This is a genomic window from Levilactobacillus namurensis, from assembly GCF_032197885.1.
Lineage (GTDB): Bacteria > Bacillota > Bacilli > Lactobacillales > Lactobacillaceae > Levilactobacillus > Levilactobacillus namurensis_A.
Genome location: NZ_CP134159.1, coordinates 2,334,643 through 2,353,421, shown reverse-complemented (window position 1 = coordinate 2,353,421; position 18,779 = coordinate 2,334,643). Strand labels below are relative to the sequence as shown.

14 protein-coding genes are annotated in these 18,779 nt (G+C 52.7%); 9 read left to right on the top strand and 5 right to left on the bottom strand.

Annotated features, from left to right (window positions below; all coding sequences use genetic code 11):
- Positions 1–93 precede the first annotated feature (93 nt).
- Positions 94–2,793 carry a MucBP domain-containing protein gene (locus RIN67_RS11265; RefSeq protein WP_265000041.1) on the top strand — a complete coding sequence of 900 codons (2,700 nt, stop codon included), beginning with the start codon at positions 94–96 and terminating at the stop codon, positions 2,791–2,793.
- A 1,636-nt stretch (positions 2,794–4,429) separates the two neighbouring features.
- Here the strand turns inward: RIN67_RS11265 and arfA are convergent.
- Positions 4,430–5,935: an arabinosylfuranosidase ArfA gene (arfA, locus tag RIN67_RS11260; RefSeq protein WP_265000040.1), complete on the bottom strand. Its 1,506-nt coding sequence runs from the start codon at positions 5,933–5,935 to the stop codon at positions 4,430–4,432.
- Positions 5,936–6,284: 349 nt separating this feature from the next.
- Between arfA and RIN67_RS11255 the strand changes: the two genes are divergently transcribed.
- Complete coding sequence (locus tag RIN67_RS11255) at positions 6,285–7,733, top strand: collagen-binding domain-containing protein (protein WP_265000039.1); 1,449 nt, start codon at positions 6,285–6,287, stop codon at positions 7,731–7,733.
- 6 nt (positions 7,734–7,739) lie between these two features.
- On the opposite strand, the gene RIN67_RS11250 is transcribed toward RIN67_RS11255, so the two are convergent.
- Positions 7,740–8,663 carry an IS30 family transposase gene (locus tag RIN67_RS11250; protein WP_313825859.1) on the bottom strand — a complete coding sequence of 308 codons (924 nt, stop codon included), beginning with the start codon at positions 8,661–8,663 and terminating at the stop codon, positions 7,740–7,742.
- Positions 8,664–8,680: 17 nt separating this feature from the next.
- Here RIN67_RS11250 and RIN67_RS11245 point away from each other — a divergent pair, with 17 nt between their 5' ends.
- Positions 8,681–9,532, top strand: coding sequence for a collagen-binding domain-containing protein (locus RIN67_RS11245; RefSeq protein WP_313872924.1), 852 nt, complete (start codon positions 8,681–8,683; stop codon positions 9,530–9,532).
- A 121-nt stretch (positions 9,533–9,653) separates the two neighbouring features.
- Entirely contained in the window at positions 9,654–10,379 is a 726-nt protein-coding gene (locus RIN67_RS11240) for an SDR family oxidoreductase (protein ID WP_265000378.1), read from the top strand.
- 50 nt (positions 10,380–10,429) lie between these two features.
- On the opposite strand, the gene RIN67_RS11235 is transcribed toward RIN67_RS11240, so the two are convergent.
- The gene (locus RIN67_RS11235; protein WP_024747518.1) at positions 10,430–11,191 is read right to left on the bottom strand and encodes a glucose 1-dehydrogenase; all 762 of its coding nucleotides are present in this window, start codon (positions 11,189–11,191) and stop codon (positions 10,430–10,432) included.
- Positions 11,192–11,361: 170 nt separating this feature from the next.
- Between RIN67_RS11235 and RIN67_RS11230 the strand changes: the two genes are divergently transcribed.
- Positions 11,362–12,237, top strand: coding sequence for an SDR family oxidoreductase (locus tag RIN67_RS11230; RefSeq protein WP_265000379.1), 876 nt, complete (start codon positions 11,362–11,364; stop codon positions 12,235–12,237).
- A gap of 13 nt (positions 12,238–12,250) precedes the next feature.
- The gene (locus RIN67_RS11225) at positions 12,251–12,688 is read left to right on the top strand and encodes an Rrf2 family transcriptional regulator (RefSeq protein ID WP_056944386.1); all 438 of its coding nucleotides are present in this window, start codon (positions 12,251–12,253) and stop codon (positions 12,686–12,688) included.
- A gap of 106 nt (positions 12,689–12,794) precedes the next feature.
- On the opposite strand, the gene RIN67_RS11220 is transcribed toward RIN67_RS11225, so the two are convergent.
- Positions 12,795–13,751, bottom strand: coding sequence for a Dyp-type peroxidase (locus RIN67_RS11220; RefSeq protein ID WP_024747521.1), 957 nt, complete (start codon positions 13,749–13,751; stop codon positions 12,795–12,797).
- Positions 13,752–13,951: 200 nt separating this feature from the next.
- Positions 13,952–14,905, bottom strand: a complete 954-nt coding sequence (locus tag RIN67_RS11215) for an aldo/keto reductase (RefSeq protein ID WP_265000380.1) — start codon at positions 14,903–14,905, stop codon at positions 13,952–13,954.
- 643 nt (positions 14,906–15,548) lie between these two features.
- Between RIN67_RS11215 and RIN67_RS11210 the strand changes: the two genes are divergently transcribed.
- From RIN67_RS11210 to RIN67_RS11200, 3 genes are read left to right on the top strand one after another with little or no spacing between them, the layout of a single operon-like run.
- A complete protein-coding gene (locus RIN67_RS11210) occupies positions 15,549–16,304 on the top strand; it encodes an ABC transporter ATP-binding protein (RefSeq protein WP_265000381.1) in 756 nt (251 codons plus the stop codon).
- A gap of 11 nt (positions 16,305–16,315) precedes the next feature.
- Positions 16,316–18,139, top strand: coding sequence for an FtsX-like permease family protein (locus tag RIN67_RS11205; protein WP_265000382.1), 1,824 nt, complete (start codon positions 16,316–16,318; stop codon positions 18,137–18,139).
- Positions 18,140–18,169: 30 nt separating this feature from the next.
- A complete protein-coding gene (locus tag RIN67_RS11200) occupies positions 18,170–18,538 on the top strand; it encodes a GntR family transcriptional regulator (RefSeq protein WP_313825861.1) in 369 nt (122 codons plus the stop codon).
- Positions 18,539–18,779: the final 241 nt, after the last annotated feature.

Sequence of the window (18,779 nt, the reverse complement as noted above, 5' to 3'; positions counted from 1 at the left end):
TTAGTAGACTGTTTACATGTTGACCGACCCCGATGAGCGGGCAGGTCGAAAACTAAAACTTACTTTCCCTAACGACTAAGGAGGAACTATTCTATGCAATCCAAGCGTCCCATGATCAAGAAACGTTGGTGGTTAACCAGTGCTACGGCCGTGACCTTAACGGCAATGAGTCTTGCCATGACCACAGCACAAGCCGATGCCGTGAATCCAACCGCACCAGTAGCAGTGACGTCCCAGTCCGCTCAAGCCAGTTCGGCAGAAACGACGGCAATCACGCCAGTTGCGGCTGACGATACCGCAGCGGCGACGGATACGGCGACTACTGTGGCGGATCAGACCGCCACGTCATCAACGGAAATCCCGGCAGAGACGCCTGAACAGTCAGCTAATCCGGCGGAAGCTTCTACGGAACAGGCGACCACTGATTCGACTGCTTCAGTAGACACGACCACGGGTGAGTCCACGACAGAAGAAAGTGCAGCCCAGTCAGAAGCCAACTCAGTAGAAGAAACTCCAACGACTCCTGAGCAGACCGCCCCAAGTACGACGGCTGGTTTAGACGCCGGGACAACTGAATCGGCGCCGACTGCGAATACAGATTCAGTTAGTCAGCAGGAAGCGACGCCTAGCGCTCCTGAAGTAACGGCCCCAACGACGGATGACGCGACGACGAAACCTAGCGACGGCGCCAACGTGGTCGCACCAGCCGACCCATCGACGACCAGCACGCCGGAAGAGACTAACGACGCGGCGACTACCAAGCCTAGCAACGGCGCAAACCTGGTGGAATCGACGGACGATACGGCCATGACCAAGCCTAGCACGGGAGCTAGCGTGGTGGAATCAGCCGCCACGGCCAACGATGTGGCGGCAACCAAGCCGATGACCGGGGCCCAAGCGGTGCAAACTGCCAACGACCCACTATCAGCGACCGTGACGACGCCGATGAGCGCGCCATTGAAGCAGGTGGCCAAGAAGACCCACCGGGCCGATGACGACATCAACGTGTGGATGCCGAACAAGCACTTACAGGCCATCATTTTAGCGGACCTGCAAAATGACAGTCACCATTTACCAACTAATAAGACCTGGAACAGCGTCAGTGACATCACCAAGGAAGACATGGCACTCCTGACGTCCATCCGCGGGTTTACCTACATTGACGGTAAGACGCCGTTCTCCTTGGAAGGCCTACAGTACGCCAAGAACCTGAAGGACATCTTCTTAGAAGCCAACCTGAATGAATACCCCGTCTCTCATGTGCGTGGGGATATTGAAGACATTTCGCAATTGAAGGATCTAGAGTTCCTGGAAGATGTCTGGCTGCAGAACAACCGGATCAAGGACGTGACGCCTTTAGCCGGGAAGAAGCACTTGAAGTCCCTGAAGATCTCCCATAACGCGATTTCTGACTTCTCGCCATTAAAGGGGATGTCGTTCGATGAGATGTCCACCTTCGCGGGTCAAGTGATCGAGTTACCTAAGAAAAAGGTTGATAAGAACAAGAAGACCGGCCACCTGGCGATTACCTGTGTGCAGATGGACGGTACCACGGTTGAATTGAAACCTATGGGCGCTAAGGGCGGTAAGTTGTGGGCCTTTAACGGCGACCAACTGGCTTACCAGGTCTTCTACAACGGTGGAACTGCGACGCCGGACGGCAAGGGGGGACTGTACTACACGGACCTGGTCGCCCAAGCCGCAGGAGATCCGTTAATGCCAGATAACTACCCGACGGACAAGTACTACATGATGGGGAGTACCGGCGGGTCGACGCCGGACTTCATGGTGGTCCAACCTTATGAATACGCGGATCTGGGTGGTATCGTGACGGTCCATTACGTTGACCGGGAAGGTAACACGCTGGCGGAAGACACGGTCTTATCCGGACACGAAGTTGGGGAATCCTACACTACGGAACCCCTGACGATTCCTGGGTACACGCTCCAAGACGCTCACCCGCAATTCTCCGAGGGCCAGTATGGCAAGGATGACGTGGAAGTGACCTACGTCTACGCCCTGGACCAATCCGACCCGGGAACTGGTGACAACGGCGGTGACAAGCCAGGTAACGGGGGCGACAACGGTAGCGGGACTCCCGGCGATGGGGGTACCGGCACTCCGGGCGGTACTGGCGACGGCAACGCGAGCGGCGGTCAAGGTGGCGACGCTGGTGGCTCGGGCAACGGTAGTACGGGCACCGGTAACCAAAACCAAGGCGGCAATGGTGACTCCGGTAACGGTAGTGCAGATACCGGCAGCCAAGACGGTAGTGGTTCCGGTAACGGCGGCGCAGCGGCTGGTGGCGATAACTCCGGTAGTGGTAGCCAAGGCGGCGCCCAAAATGGTGGCAGTGGCGACCAAGGCGGGAGTACGACGACCACGCCTGGGGATGGCACGGTAACCGTAACGCCGGCACCTAGCCAACCGAACAAACCAAGCCAAAGTCATCCGAACAAACCTGGCCAATCCACGCAAGTGACGCACCCCGTAACGGGTGGTCAAGCCGACCAACCAGCAATCAGCACGCCGGTAGCGGCACCAGCGACCGACCATGGGACGGTTGATCTGACGGCAACGACTGCCGGGGATGCGGATGACCAAGTGAGCCCGACCACGGAACTCAACGATCAACCGGGCCATGCTCAGGACCTCAACGCGGTATCGACGGATACTGAAAGCAACTTGCCGCAGACCAACGGCAAGCAGAACTCACTGGGTGTCCTGGCAGGTGGCCTGATGCTGGTCATGAGCATCTTGACCTTCGGCTGGTTCAAGCGGCGCAGTCGCTAAACCGAATTCAAGCAACACACTCCCTGTTACGATTCCTAAGCCGGACGCCCCATCCGGTCCCAAATAAGCGTTAAAAAAACTCGACTTCCCGCTGCGGGGGAGTCGAGTTTTTTGGCTTTAATCTTAAATTCGATTTGAATTAGGGACTAGCCTGGGTAAACATAGTTGGGTTCCGTGAGTTAAGTGCTTGGACTACCAGCGTAAAACACTGCTTGATATTCCTAGAGGCTCGCTATTTTAGTGACGAATAGTTCCCAAAGTCGCTGTCAATGATGATGGGAATTCGTCCGGTAATGCCATTGACGGGTAATTAAATCTGTAATAACGTATGACTGTCGTTGAACTAACACCAATGCGCATTGGCACATAAATAGCATGGGGATGTACTTACGTGAAGAAGATGGATACAGGAACGTCTATTTTTCTTTCAGCGGCTTTATTAGAATCAATTTTTGTTGCGTCTGATGTTACCACTACGCTGGCACATGCGAACACCAGAAACAAATCTACCCTAAATTTGTGGCCGAAGACTAGGCTGATGAAATTATTAATAACTATTAATCCACTGCAAAACAACGAGGGACGATAAAAATCATCTGGCATGGTAAAGCCACAAAGGGAACTGTCGATTATACATAAGTACAAAAAGTTCCGGTTGTTCTGTACGGACTCAAATCTGCTGATTTACCCTTAGGTGCCATTGGTAGTAAAGTATTGGGGCCTCTTCTTAGATGGGGATTAAAAGAGGCATTATCGACAGTTTTTACTAGAACCCAAAAACCATTCAAGCAAGGTTGTATTTTTAACTTTAAAGGAGGAAATTATAAGTCATGGTCATACCGATAAAAGAATCATTAATATTTCTTACTAGTATATTGTTGGCTATCGGGTCAACCATCTTTTTAGATAGTAAGATCTGGATTAAAATTGCGCTTTTTATAATTGAGGTTGTGACCAACTTTATACTATTAAGGTATCTGTCCAAGATAAAAAACTTTAAGAAGCGATTATCTGAAAAAAGTGGTTCTCCCTGGGTGGAGTTCTTTAGTGGAGTCGTTTTAGTGACGTGGAATTTACAGGTATCCACGACGCTTTCGTTCATTGAAAATGTCGTTTGGATAATCGCAAATTCATTTTGCGCCACAAGCGCGTACTACTGTGTTTATAGAATAATTAGTTTTCTTTTGCGGAAAAAAGCTTAGACGGATAGAAGATGTGTATGCTCTTTTATAGTTTTTCGATACACGTTTTGGCATTAACTTTTAGGAGACTATTCATAAAACTAACTGGGTAAGGTGACGGGATGTTATGAGAGCTAATACTACTTTTCGATAATTAACTTTGGTTTGTTTTGTATTTTTTACTTTGTTGGGATACCAAAGATCTTTGTCATTATCTATTTTCTTTTCGGAGTTGTGGGTTTTGTCTACTTGGATAATGATGGAAAAAGAAACGAAAAAGTAGGGAGCTGGAAGACTTCTCCGGGTTAGTTGAAAACAACTTGCCACCGTTAAACCGAATTTAGACAACATATTCCCTATCACGTATTCCTAAGCCGGACGCCCCATCCGGCCCCAAATAAGCGTTAAAAAACTCGACTTCCCGCTGCGGGGGAGTCGAGTTTTTTGGTGTTCTCCTATTTCACGGCGAACCGTAGCATGTTCCAGGATAGGGGCGCTAAGGTGACCTTAGCGTGGTGCGCCGCAGTGGTGACGGCCTCCAGTGGCCGTAAGTGCATGTGGCCGTCGCGGTTGTCATCCTTGACGCCGTAACCCGCAAACTGGGTGGCTTCGAGGAGGTGATCGATGGTGAAATCGGTGAAGTCCAAGTCGAAGTCCAAGGGTTCAGTCTGGTGTTTGTTCTCGGCAAAAACCGTAATCGTCTGGGTGGCCTGGTCGTAGGTCGTCACGGTGTCCAGGTAAGGAATGTCCTTGAACTCCCGGGAGTTGTAGGTCGGCGATTGACTGTGATCGACTAACACTTCACCGCGGCCATTGTTGGCGACTTGCATGAACGGGTAGAAGATGGACTGCTTCCAGACGCCACCATCGTTATCGGTCATGATGGGAGCAATCACGTTGACCAGCTGAGCCAGGCAAGCAATCTTGACCCGGTCGGCATTCCGCAGCAGCGTCATCAGTAGGCTTCCTACTAGTAGTGCGTCTTCGAAGTTGTACACGTCTTCGAGCAAGTGCGGGCCAACCTGCCAAGGGGTGACCTTGGTATCGGCATCGTTGGAGTGGTACCAGACGTTCCATTCATCGAAGGACAGGTTGATGGTCTTATCGGAACGTTTCCGGGCCTTGACCGCGTCGCACATGGCCACGACCCCCTTGATGAAGGCGTCCAGATCGAGGTTCTTGCCTAAAAAATTATCGAGCTCGGTCGGATCATCGTCGTTGTAGTAGCCGTAGTAGCGGTGGAGTGAAAGGTAGTCCACGTTGTCGTAGCATTCGTCGAGGACGGTCTCTTCCCAGTTACCAAAGGTCGGGTTGTCCATGGAAGAACTCCCGCAGGCTACCAGCTCCAGGGAATCGTCGACCCGGCGCATGGCCTTGGCGGTCTCGTTGGCTAGGTGGGCGTAGGACTTCGCGTCCATGGCGCCGATTTCCCACGGCCCGTCCATTTCGTTGCCCAGGCACCAGGTCTTGATGGCAAAGGGCTGTTCCGCACCGTTCTTACGCCGCAGGTCACTCAGGTAGGTGCCCTTCGGGAAGTTGCAGTACTCCACCAGTTCGGCGGCTTCTTGGATTCCCCGGGTCCCCAGGTTCACAGCCATGTTGGGGACGGCGTTGACTTTGTCGGCCCACTTCATGAATTCGTGGATACCGAATTGGTTGGTCTCAATCTCACGCCAAGCTAAGTCTAGCCGAACGGGGCGTTGGTCCTTAGGGCCGATTCCGTCTTCCCATTTATATTGGGAGAGAAAGTTACCGCCGGGGTAACGAATTAGGGGAACGTTCAATTCCTTGACGGCTTGAATGACGTCGGTCCGGAACCCGTCTTCATCCGCACTGGGGTGATCGGGTTGGTAGACCCCCGTGTACACGGCCCGTCCGAGTTGTTCGATGAACGATCCGTAGAGTCGTCGGTCGATTGGGGCAATCACGTCTTGTGGTTTGAGTTGGGTTGATCCTTGCATAGCGAGACCTCCAGTTTTATAGAATATAGCGCTTACATTTTAAAGCGACTGCTTATAACTTACCCTTATTATCTGGGGAACGGTGCGGAAAGGCCATGCGAAATTCCACTGATGATTTATAATTTTTCACGTAAATTGGGCGGGAGAAGAGGCCAGACAACACCTTCACAAGGTCGGGAAACTTAGGGACTGTAAGCGCCATCGCCAACTGTCACGGAATTTTGTGAAAATAAATGACCAGATAAGTAGTTTTGATTAAGAATAATTTCTACAATGATATTGAATCTTGGGCGCGAGAGGACCAAAATGGAAGGGTAAACGTTGTTGAGAAAGGTAGGGATAAATTCGTATGGAAACCAAACAAACCCATTTTAAAATGTATAAGAGCGGACGCAAGTGGGTCTTCGCCTGTGCGCTGGTCTTAGCGCTCGGGGGAACGGCGACGGTGGCGCACGCTGATACGGCAAATTCTAGTGAGACGCCGGAAAGCAGTCAGGTCACCACGAAGACGTCGTCCACTGACACGTCTGAGAAATCGGAGACGAATGATGGCGCTACCACAAATTCGGATAATAAGCAGTCTGAAGAGACGACAGATGATCAGAACCAACCGGATTTAACGACTGATAATCAGGATGGTTCGAATCAGGAAGGGACGAATGAGCAAAACGCTGATTCATCTCAGAGTACGGGTTCCGAGGTTACCAATGAGGACCAGGATAAGAACGCCAATGATTCAGACCAGGTAACTGACAATGAGGATTCAGTCGAGGGTGACAAGACAGATGCCACGGCTGATGGTGAGGTATCCGCACCAAAGATTCAGGCGGAATCCTTAAAGTTGGCGGCTGATCCTGCGACGAACCCGGATAACTCGAATTCGGCTGATACCTTAGCGGCCAATGCCTCCGTGACGACTCAAACACCCGTAACCACGGCAAATGATGCCGTGCAGGATGGGGGGAGTGTGTATGATGATTTTCCGAATGCTGAATATAACATTTTAGGAATTCCATCGTACTTCCACATTTTTGCGAACGAAGCCACGTTGCAAGCACATACTAACGGAAATATTGCTGTAGGTTTATTACATGCAAATGTAAACTTTGGAACTAATATTATTGAAGCCTTGTTGGATAAGGATATTTCGTACATACAGGATTTTGACAAATTAGCAAGCAGTTCATTTGTGACCCAAGATGAGACCCGGGATAACAAAATTGTCTTTGGTGATGGGGTTGAGATTGATATTAGTGATCCAAGCCATCCTAAAGTTAACAACGTAGAAGTGGGCCACTTGACGGCCGGTGAAATCTTCCAGGATAAAAATGGCAATGTCTACATCGACTTTGCTAAGGAATTTGCGAAGCTAAAGCAGACCAACACCGAGGTCGCTGATTGGCCGAGTGTCAAGGACTACACCAGTGCTGATTTCCCCGACGAGAACAATCGGGTCATTGACGTAACGGGAATGACCCCTGATGAGAATGGCCGGATTGTGTTGAACTTATCATCCGAAGTTCTGAATGCGGATAGACCATTAACGATTAAGGGTCTAGATCCTGATGAAAATGGTAATACAGTAATCATTAACGTTGATACTAACGGCCAAGATGATTATCATATGAACTCACAGATTAAAATCGTCTACAGTGATGGTTCGGAACGGGCTCCGCATGAAACGGAATACTTCGGGGACAACCACCTGTTATGGAACTTTATTGATCGGACTGCCAGCGATAAACAATATTCTGGAAATCTAATTTTTGATAACGGCAGATTGCAAGAAATAACTTGAACGAATTTAGTGACGTAGATTAAGCAAGAAGATCTCGATTGGTGTATGCCAATTAAGACATTTAAGTGGCCGTGAATTCAGATACCAATTGATTTGAACCAGTTGGTAATCACTTAGTTCTTCAATGGCTTGTCCCTTGGGAATAAACCGTCGCAAAACTCGGTTACGGTTCTCATTACTACCGCGTTCATGTGGTGAATAAGCATGGGCAAAATAAACCTGAGTACCTGTTAGCTGTTCAATTGTCTGGTAGTTAGCGAACTCTTTATCATGATCCACAGTAAGCGTCTTGAGCTTGTCTTGAAGTTGACTAGCTAGTTCAAGTACGGCTTGAGTCATGGACTGACTGTCGCGACCATGGAGCCGTTTAACAATTGTCAGGCGACTTTTACGCTCCACAAAAGTAGCCACAGCTTGACCTTTACGTTTACCAGAAAGTACGGTATCAGCTTCAAAGTGGCCGAATTCCTGGCGAGTTTCGACTTTATGAGGCCGCTCCTCAATGGAGCGGCCGTGATTGAACGTACCACGCTTTTCTTTAGCACGATGACGACGAATTCCATGATCAGGCAAATCGGGCAACTGTATATCAAGCCATCCTTGATCAATCCAGTTATAGACTGTCTTGTAGGCAATCCCCACCACATGGGCAACTTGTTCAGGGGACCACTTCTGGACTTGAATCTTTTCCTCGATCAAGTGTTTAAGGTTTTTAGTGAGCGAAGACTTCCGCCCACGTTGACTAACCTTTCGTTCAAAGTCAGTTTGCGCTAGCCCAGCCTGGTACTCACTATTTAGCCGGTGAAGTTCGTTAAAGATGGTGGTCTTACTAAAGTCTAAGTAGTTAGCGATGTATCGCAAGGAACGTCCTTCCTTATGAAGCGTTTCAATGACAACACGGTTCTGGAATGATAAAATAGTGGTGCTCATCAAGGTCCTTCTTTCTAATGGATTGTGTGGTAACACCATTAAAGACCTTGATGGGTTTTTCTGTCTACTTAAATGTTCAACTTAAATTTTACAATCTGCCTAACACATTCCAAGGCAGTGTTTTAGCGCCTTCTGCGGACGTTACGATCAATCACAATTTAGATGGGAACATCATTGCAGATAAGGTTACGGTTGCCGGAGGTGAAACCCACCGTTGGGACCTCCAAGACCGGCCTTACCCGGGGAAACCGGAACTGCCAGAAAATCCGGATATTCCCGTGACACTTCCTGGGGAAGCCCCAGAACCAGCACCGGAGCCGGAAGAACCAGAGCCGGAAACACCAGGAACTGAGGAACCGGGTACCGAAGAACCAGAACCAGAAACGCCAGGGACTGAAGAGCCAGAACCTGAAAAACCTGGTACGGAAGAACCCGAAAAGCCAGGAACCGAAACGCCGGGGACGGAAGAACCTAACGTTGAGGAACCGGAAGCCCCAGAGGTTGAAGAGCCTTCCATCGAGGAGACCGACGAAGCGGAAGCCGAAGAGGAAACCTATGAACACCAGTACGCACCGGAAGCTGAGGAATTCGAAGAAGAACTCGGTGAAGCCGATACGCTTGCTGAAGAAGAGGCCCTCTTAGACCGCATCGATACCGCCATTGCGCAGGCTAAAGCCAACCACCAAACGACTTTAGTAGCCCAATTGGAAGCCGTCCGGGCCCAACTCTTAGCCAAGATGGGTTACGGTAACGGAATGGGCTTACCTCAGACCAGTGAGGCACACAGCAGCTGGGCTCAACTCTTGGGCTTAGCCTTAGCGGGGACCACACTGGGCGCTTGGTTATTGCGGAAAAACCGCGAGCACTAGGCCATTAACCCTTGCAGACTGTAGTCTGAATAACACGCTTACCCGAAATGGGTCAGCGTGTTATTTTTTGGACATTTTAAAGGATTGGACTATCCTGAGAATATTCAACAAAAGGTGGTCGATGAGGATGACATTAAGTGAAAAGCGAATTTTAATTGTTGGTGGAACTTCGGGGTTTGGATTTGAGGCCGCGCGTCAGGCAGTTACAGCGGGGGCACAAGTGCACGTGATTGGTCATACGCCAGAACACGTTGCGACGGCAGTGCGGACCTTGGCGCCGGCGGGGCAGCAGGTCACGGGGACGGCGTTGGATGCACAAGATGCCGACGAGTTGACGCAATTCTTGGAAAACCAACCCAATTTTGACCACGTCCTTTCTTTTCTAGGCGGGGCCATGGGTGGCGGTTTCTTAGACAACTCGGTTGCGGCAATCCGTCAGGCCGTAGAAGACAAGTTCTTCGCGAATTTACAGTTAGTCAAGCTAGCGGCTAAGCACCTGAATCCAGGCGGGTCGTTGATCCTGACGTCGGGTGCGGGCGGCCACCCCTACGATGCCTCGGGGGCCATTATTGGTAATCAAGCCATCAATACCCTGGTGGCCGGAGTGGCCGTGGAACTAGCGCCGGACTACCGGATTAACGCGGTGGCGCCCACCTGGACGCCCACGGGACTTTGGCGGCAGATGACGCCCGACCAACGCGCCGCTCAGGCCCAGGCGTTCAGCCAGAACGTTCCGCTCAAGCGGGTGGCCACGGTCGCTGAGGTGGCGTCGGCGTACCTTTACCTGATGCAAAATGGATTTGTGACGGGACAGGTGCTCCCAGTTGATGGCGGTGTAGATCTCTAGGTCGTTCAAAAAAGGCGTTCCGGTCAGCCGGAACGCCTTTAAAATTCGGTTTAGTAGCTGGTCCAACCGCCGTCGACTGGGACGATGACCCCGTTAACGTAGCTGGCCGCGTCGGAACACAGGAACAGCGCCGTTTGCGCGATTTCGTTGCCGGATCCCGGCTTAGGGGAGAGCGGCATGCCGATACTTTGCCGGGTCAGCCCCTCGTGGTTGATGTCGCCCATTGAATCGGCGATATTGGTCTTGATCCCACCGGGAGCGATGGCGTTGGTCCGGATGCCTTGGTTCTCGTACATGTAGGCGGTGTTCTTGGTCAGTCCGACCACGGCGTGCTTAGAGGCCGTGTAAGCCGCACCGGCCCGGCCACCGGCGATGCCCCCAACCGAGGCGATGTTCAAGATGACGCCGCTCTTTTGCTTGGTGAATAAGCGTAGCGCCTCACGGGTGGCCAGCATCACACTGGTGGTGTTGACCGTCATGACCTTGTCCCACAGTTCGGTGGTCAGGCTACCGACGGGTGACATGTTGTCCATGATGCCGGCGTTGTTGACTAAGATATCCAATTGACCGTACTGGTCGACCGCCGTTTGGACCATGGCCTTGACCTGCGCTTCGTTGGTGACGTCGGTCTGGACACCGGTCGCGGTATTGCCCGCATCCGTGATGGCCTTGACCGTTTCGTCTAGCCCGTCTTGATTGACGTCAGCGGCGACCACTTTGGCGCCTTCCTTGGCAAAGAGTTCGGCCATGGACCGACCCATACCGGAACCCGCTCCCGTGACGATGGCGACTTTACCCGTTAATTGCCCCATGTAAATCACTCCCTTAATTAGTTTCACTCTAAGTATACCTGCTTTTGGGGTTGGTAACGCTTAAATTATGGTGAGTATTTGCCTCATAATAGTAAATAGTTGACGTAGGAAAATAAAGGTGTAATGTTATGAGTAACAACTGGACGGCAATTTAGAAAGGACTGGGGTAAATGACAAAATACGTGATTACCGGGGCAACCGGACATTTAGGTCAACGGGTGGTTCAAGAATTGGCACAACGTACACCCGCTACGACCATCACGCTAGGGGTCCACACGCCCGCTAAGGCACAGGCGTTCGCGGATCAGGGAATGACGATTCAAAAGTTGGATTATCAAGATGTGGCCAGTGTGCAGGCGGCTTTGCAGGATGCGGACGTGGTGATTTACATTCCCAGCAAGAGTCACGATAGTTTTAGTCGGGTGACCGAATTGGAACATGTCTTGACGGCCGCTCAGGCGGCGCACGTGGGCCACTTCCTGGCCATGGGGTTCATTGCCGATCAGGCCGATAACCCGTTTGACCTGTCGGCCTTTTACGGCTACCTGCCCCGGCGCTTGGCCGAGACCGGATTGTCCTACACCATCTTGCGCAACGCGCTGTACGCCGACCCGCTGGTGCCCTATTTACCAGAGTTGATTGAACGGCAAAACGTCATCTACCCCATGGGGGATGCGTCGCTAAGCTTCATCAGTCTGGCCGATAGCGCGGCGGCCTTTGCCCAGGTCGCCGTCACGCCGCGGCTATGGCAACGGTCGGTCTATACATTGACCCAGGAACGGTCGTACACCATGCCGGCGTTGGCCGCAGTACTCAGTCAGGTTTCCGGGGCCAAGATTGGTTACGCCCCGGTGACGCTCCAGCAGTTCAGTGACCTCTATAACCAGGGAAACGAGGGCCATATGCTGGCCTCGATGTACGCGGGTGGCGCACAGGGGCTGTTGGCCACGGTCACGGACGACTACCGCCAGATTATGGGCCGACCAGCACAGTCTTTGCCGGACTTTTTGAAGGCGAGTCTGGCAACGGCGTCAACGACCAAGTAAGGGGGAAAATGGGATGCGTTACTCGCACCGATTAAGTGATGCGGTCCATATCCTGGCGTACGTCGAGATTTACCGGGATGGGGACCTCAGTAGTCAGGCCATTGCGGCCAGCGTGGAATCTAACCCGGCGTTGGTGCGGCGGTTGATGGGGGCGTTGCGCCAAGCCGGACTGCTGGCTACGCAACGGGGCAGTGCCCAGCCCCACCTATTGCGAGACCCGGCGACCATGTCGCTATTGGATATTTACCGGGCCGTGGAACCGGACGGCGACTTGTTGCACGTGGATGACCGGACCAACCCGCAGTGCATCGTGGGGGGCAACATTCAAGAGACCCTACGTGGTGCCTACCAGCAGGTCCAGCGCGCGGCGGAGAACCAGATGGCCCAGATCACGTTGGCTGAACTGATCAGCGAGATCCAGGTACGGGAACGGAAACGGGCCAATTTGTAAGGAAACGTGACCGCTTCGAGGGGATCATTAGATGACAAAAACGGCAGGAACCCGCGCTGATGGGCGTTCCTGCCGCTTTTTAGATTTTGGGTAAGTTTAATGGATTTTAGTGAAATTCGCCTTCCGCCATCCGGGCCAGTAAGTCCCGGGATGGAACGAAGAAGGCTTGTCCCGTCAAGACTTTAGAGAAGGTCAGGAGGTAGTCGCTCTTCTCGACCATGTTGGTCAACATGCCTTTCGTAACCTTCCAGTGCCGGGCGTAACCAATGAAGTAGGTCCCGGTCTTGCCGGAAGCTGGCGCGGAAAACGGTACGTTCATCCGAACAATCTTCTGTTCAACGCCGTTTTCTTCGAACTTGGACGCTACGTTATGGGCGTTCTTGAACTTGTCGTCGTCTTCGAGTTCGTAATCACTGAACTTTTCCCGGCCGACGGCTTTTTCCTGGGTCTCGGTCTTGAGGTGGTCCCAGGTGCTCATGTCGTGTTCCCACTTCTGGGCGAACGCGTAGGAGCCGTTCTCAAAGGTCGGATCTTCGTCACCAACTAAGGCGTAGTCCGCGGCATCTTCGATTGCTGGCGCTTCCGTACCGTCGATGAAGCCGATGATGGCCCGGCCTTCGAAGTACCGGAAGCCTTGGGTCTCATCGACCACCGTGGTGATGGGGCCCAGGACCCGCCGGAATTGGGTCTGCGCTTCGTAGACCACGGCGGCGTCGGATGCCCGGATGTGTAGGAAGATGTCGCCTTCCGTGGCGGGCATCTTGTACTTGGGTCCTTGGAGTTCTTGGTAAGTCTCCAATTCCGCGGGCTTAGGGGCGTCTGGGAACAGGTAATCCCAGGCAGCGCTACTGATCCCGATAGCGACCTTGAGTTGCGACCCCGTGGCTGGCTTGGCGTCCCGAATCTTCAGTGACCGGATGATGGCTTGAGAACGGTCGGCGAATTCTTGGAAGACAGCCTGTTCTTGGGCTTGGTCTTGCCGGTTAAGCTTGAGGACCGTGAATTGGACGTGTTCGCCCACATCTTTCCAGACATCTTGAGCGCGACTCGGATTGATTGGCATGAAAAATCCCCTCCTGTTTGATTAGCTGAGTCCGGTTCCCCCAGTGGAAAACCGGTCAAAACAATGACGCTAATTTTAGCCTACAAAAATCCAGAGGGGGAGTCAATCAATTAGAATCGTTCTTAGTTAAAACGTTAATCAACTGATAATTTAGCTAATAAAAAGCGTTGATTTTCCGGAAAATCAACGCTTTTTGACGGTTAAGGTAACGTATTCCCCGCGGCGAAGTAGACGTCGTACCATTCTTGCTTGGTCAACGTGACGTCCGCACCGGCGGCACTGTCCGCGATGTGGGCGGGGGTCATGGTTCCTAAGAGGACTTGAACGTTAGCTGGGTGCCGGAGAATCCAGGCGATGACAATACCGTTCTTGGAAACGCCGTATTTATCAGCTAACTTTTGTAGTTCGTCATTGAGTTTCTGGTACTTAGGATCATCAATGATCATCCCGGCGAACATCCCGTATTGGAATGGGGACCACGCTTGAATCTGGATATGCTTGCGCCGAGCGAATTCTAAGGAGCCGCCATCGCGGTCAACGGCCCACTTGTCTTCCATGTTGACGTGCATCCCGGCGTCAATCATCCCGGTGTGGGCGGGGCCGAATTGGAGCTGGTTGAACATCAGCTTCTGGTCGAGGGCCTCTTGGAGCATCAGGTACTGTTGCGGGTTGAAGTTGGATACCCCAAAATGGCGAACCTTACCCTCACGTTGCAGGGTATCGAACGCGTCAGCGACTTCGGCGGGATCCATCAGAGGATCGGGCCGGTGTAACAAAAAGGCGTCCAGGTAATCGATGCCCATCCGGGATAGGATACCATCTACGGCGTCCAGCAGGTGTTGCTTGGAGAAGTCGTAGCGCTTCCCGAAGACCAAGCCGTCGTGACTCCGTGCGGGGTCCAAGATGATGCCCCCCTTGGATTGGATGTAGAAGTCATCTCGCGACAAATTCGATGCGGCTAAGGCGTCCTTGAACTTGGTCTCGGAAGCCCCGTCGCCGTAAATGTCGGCGGAGTCAATGTAGTTGATGCCGGCATCGTGAGCGACTTCCAAGGCTTTGGCCGCGTCGTCGACGGACAGGCCGGCCATGCGCATGATACCTAAGGCCACGGCGGAAGCTTGCCAGTTGGTTCCCGCTAAGTTGAGTTGTTTCATCCTAAAAATCCTTCTTTCCTAGGTTGAATTGTGACTGATCTGAAAATGCGAATGGTGGAGACATCCGGTCCCGCTAGCCGATTGGCAGGGTCGTGACGCCAGTGGGCACCATTTTAAGCCGCGCAAAGCACGCGCGTCTTAAAACTGGGCCTTGGCCTAAGGTCAGAAGACCACTGACCTAACGCCAATTTCACCGGCTGGGCCCTATCGGCTAGCGGGACCTCACGTTAGGCCGTTGGGGCGGTGATAACGTTGTCCAGGACGAACTAGCATGAGCCGAGAGGGTGGTCAGACAGGGCTCAGCCGTGAAATTTGACTTGGGGAGCGTTCTTGGCTGCCCTAGTTAAAGGCCAAGCTTCGAGACCATTCTTTGGCTCGAAGTTGGGCCCACGGCGTTCCAGCCCTTTCTGACCGCCCGGTAAGGCGGATGATCGCCACCAGCTTGTTTTCGGACAAGTCAGTTACACGTTAAGTTTACCGCGGGGATGGCGTGACGGCTAACAATCTGTCTGGTGGGGGTGGTGACTGACCGAAGTGGGGGAAACCAATGTTTTTTCAATTAAGGATTGACTTTTATCCAAATACCGTTATAGTTAATTACACAAGTAACTAACCAATAAACTAACCAACGGGGGATTTAACCATGACGAATGCGGTTGTTGATGTACACAACTTAGAAAAAACATACGGTAAAGCGGGCGAACGCCCATACACGGCCTTGAAGGGCTTGAACTTCTCGGTCGCTGAAGGGGAATTCGTGGGGATCATGGGGGCTTCCGGTTCGGGGAAGACCACTTTATTGAACATGTTATCAACGTTAGACACGCCGACCAACGGGGACGTCATCGTTAACGGCCACGATGTGACCAAGATGCGGGGTAACCAGTTGGCTGACTTCCGAGCCCAAGAAGTCGGGTTCATCTTCCAGGACTTCAACCTGCTAGAAAGTCTGACGGCGGAGGAAAACATCGGCTTGCCGTTGGCCTTGAAGGGGACGGCGTCACGGGTCATGGACCAAGCCATCCATCAGGTCGCGGAGACTTTGTCGATTACGGACCTCTTAAAGAAGTATCCGGCCCAATTATCGGGGGGCCAGAAGCAACGGGTCGCGGCGGCTCGTGCCATCGTGCATCAGCCGGCCATCCTGATGGGGGACGAACCGACCGGCGCCCTGGATTCGACCAGTGCCCGGGAACTCTTGGACCTGCTGACCACGATCAATCAGGAACAACAGATGTCAGTCCTGCTGGTCACGCATGATCCGTTCTCAGCCAGCTTCTGCCAACGCATCCTGTTCATCAAGGATGGTCAGATTGGCTCCGAACTGCGGCGGGCCGACCAGGACCGGCGGACCTTTTACCAACAGATTCTGACGGAACTCGGGACGTTTAGCGAATAGGGGGGACCAGGATGTTAACGAAATTAGCTTTAGCGGGCGTTAAGAACCGCCGGCGCGACTACCTGGTCTTATTGGCCGGGTTGACCATGTCGGCCGCCATCTTCTACATGTTCGCCAACTTAGCCACGAACCAGGCCTTCATCAAGGCCAACGCGGTCGTTCAATCGGCCAGTATCGTCTTCGGTTTCGGGGCCGTTTTATTGGCTCTGATCACGGTCGTCTACATTATGTACGCCAACTCGTTCCTGCTGAGTATGCGCCAGCACGACTACGGACTGTTCATGATGCTGGGAGCCAAACGTAAGCGGGTCGGAGAACTGGTCTTCTTAGAGACCCTGATTCTGGGGACCGTCGCTACGGTGGTCGGTATCCTGCTGGGCATCTTAGCCAGCAAGTTTCTGGTCGGCTTCCTATTAGACCGACTGGGCTTACACCTCAGTCACTTAGTGTCGTTTTACCTGCCGGCCGTCCTCTTCACGGCCGTGCTATATGTCGGCTTGTTCATTTTAGCGTCACTGTTTAACCTGATGCGCTTGATGCGGACCACGGTCCAGAACCTTCTGCACGCCGACCAGCAGGCGAACCAGCCAAAGGTTCGTCCCGTTCGGCAATTCATCGCTGGTCTCTTGGGCTTGGCGTTGGTAGCTGTGGGCTACTGGGCCATGGCGGCCATCGAACAACTCGAATTGACCGCGATTCCACTGGCACTGGTCACGATTACGCTGGGAACCTACCTGATCTTCCACGCGACCGTATTAGCGGTGATCCGGGGACTGCGGCGGACCAAGTGGGCCCGGAAACACTTAAACGGGTTCTTGTTGGGTCAGTTGAACTTCCGGGTGCACGACTACACGCGGATGCTAACGATTGTTTCCTTATTATTCGCCATGGCGTTAGGGGCCATCACGGTCGGGTCAGGGTATCACCGGCAGATGCCGCTGGTCGCCGATTCCTTAGGGGACTACTCGGTCGCCATTCATAACCCCAACGCGCAACAGAAGCACTGGATGGGGCAACTAGACTTGGCCCACCAAGCCACCTACACCCAAAAGGTTGTGGGACAGACCACCTACTACAACGCTGCCGAACTCAAACGCACGCCGTACCAGCAACAGAAGTACTCGAACAAGATCAACGCCACGCCTAAGTTCTACACGGAATCCCTGGCGAAGTTCAAGAAGTCTGGGAGCCAATCGATGAACTTCATCGTGCTGAATCCCAACAAGTTGGGGGACTTTAAGGCCCCTAAAATCGTGAGTGCTGCGGCGTTTGCCCGGTTGAACGGCAAGACCTATACTGTGACCACATTACGGGTCAAGCACCTCGCCAATGATTTGCAGACCCTGGGTAAGTTATCTAAGAGTGAGCAACGACGATTTCCCGCGCCGCATGATGGGTCGCTCGTGGTCGGGACCTATGAGTCTTACCAGATGATGAACGGCGTCTTTGGGGGCCTTGAATTCATCGGGTACTTCTTGGGAATCGCCTTTCTGGCCATGCTGGCGTCCTGCTTGATGTTCAAGATCCTGTCCGGTGCACCAGGCGACTTGCGCCGGTACGCGATGTTGAACAAGATTGGGGTCCGTCGGTCGTTGATGCGGGGCGGTCTGGCAAAAGAAATTGGGATTTTATTCGCAATTCCTGGTATCATGGGAATCGTAGACGTTCTGTTTGGATTACAGATGTTCAAGCCGTTGATGTCGGCCCCCATGAGCCCTTACCTGGGAATTGGGACCACGTTTGTGATTTTCATTGGGCTGTATGTCATCTACTATCTGATCACGCTGGGGTTATACTTAAATCTTGTGATGCCTAGCGAGACTTTGCAGGACTAAACCGAGTTCAAAAGAATGTGAGAGAGTCTTATGCGATTTAATTTTGATAGTCCAGAACCCATTTATTTACAAGTGGCCGAGCGGGTCGAAGAGGCCATCTTCACGGGGGTCTATCAGGCGGGCGAACAGGTCCCTTCCACCACGGAAGTCTCCAAGGAATTCCACATTAATCCGGCGACCGTCCTCAAGGGGATGAACCGGGTGGTGGCTGCGGGGATGATCGAGAAACGGCGGGGGGTCGGCATGTTCGTCACGGCCGATGCCGCCGAGATTATTCGCAACAAGCGCCGGTCGCAGTTCTACGACCGTTACGTGAGCCGCTTCACCAGTGAAGCTAAGAAATTAAACTTGTCCGAAGCCGACGTGATTGCGTTGATCAAGCGGTCCTATTCGGACTAGCCGTCGGTTGCGGCAGAATCGCGCAGTCCCCCGTAAGTCAGTTGATTGACTTGCGGGGGATTTTTGGCGTGGCTCGCAGAAAACAACCAGTGCGCTGGTCAGCGCCTTACCGGGTGGCCAGACAGGGCTGGAACGCCGTGGGCACCACTTCGAGCCAAAAGGCAGTCTCGAAGCTGGTCCTTTTCCTAGGCGAGCTGGAAAACGCTCACCAAGGAAAATGTCACGGCTGAGCCCTGTCTGG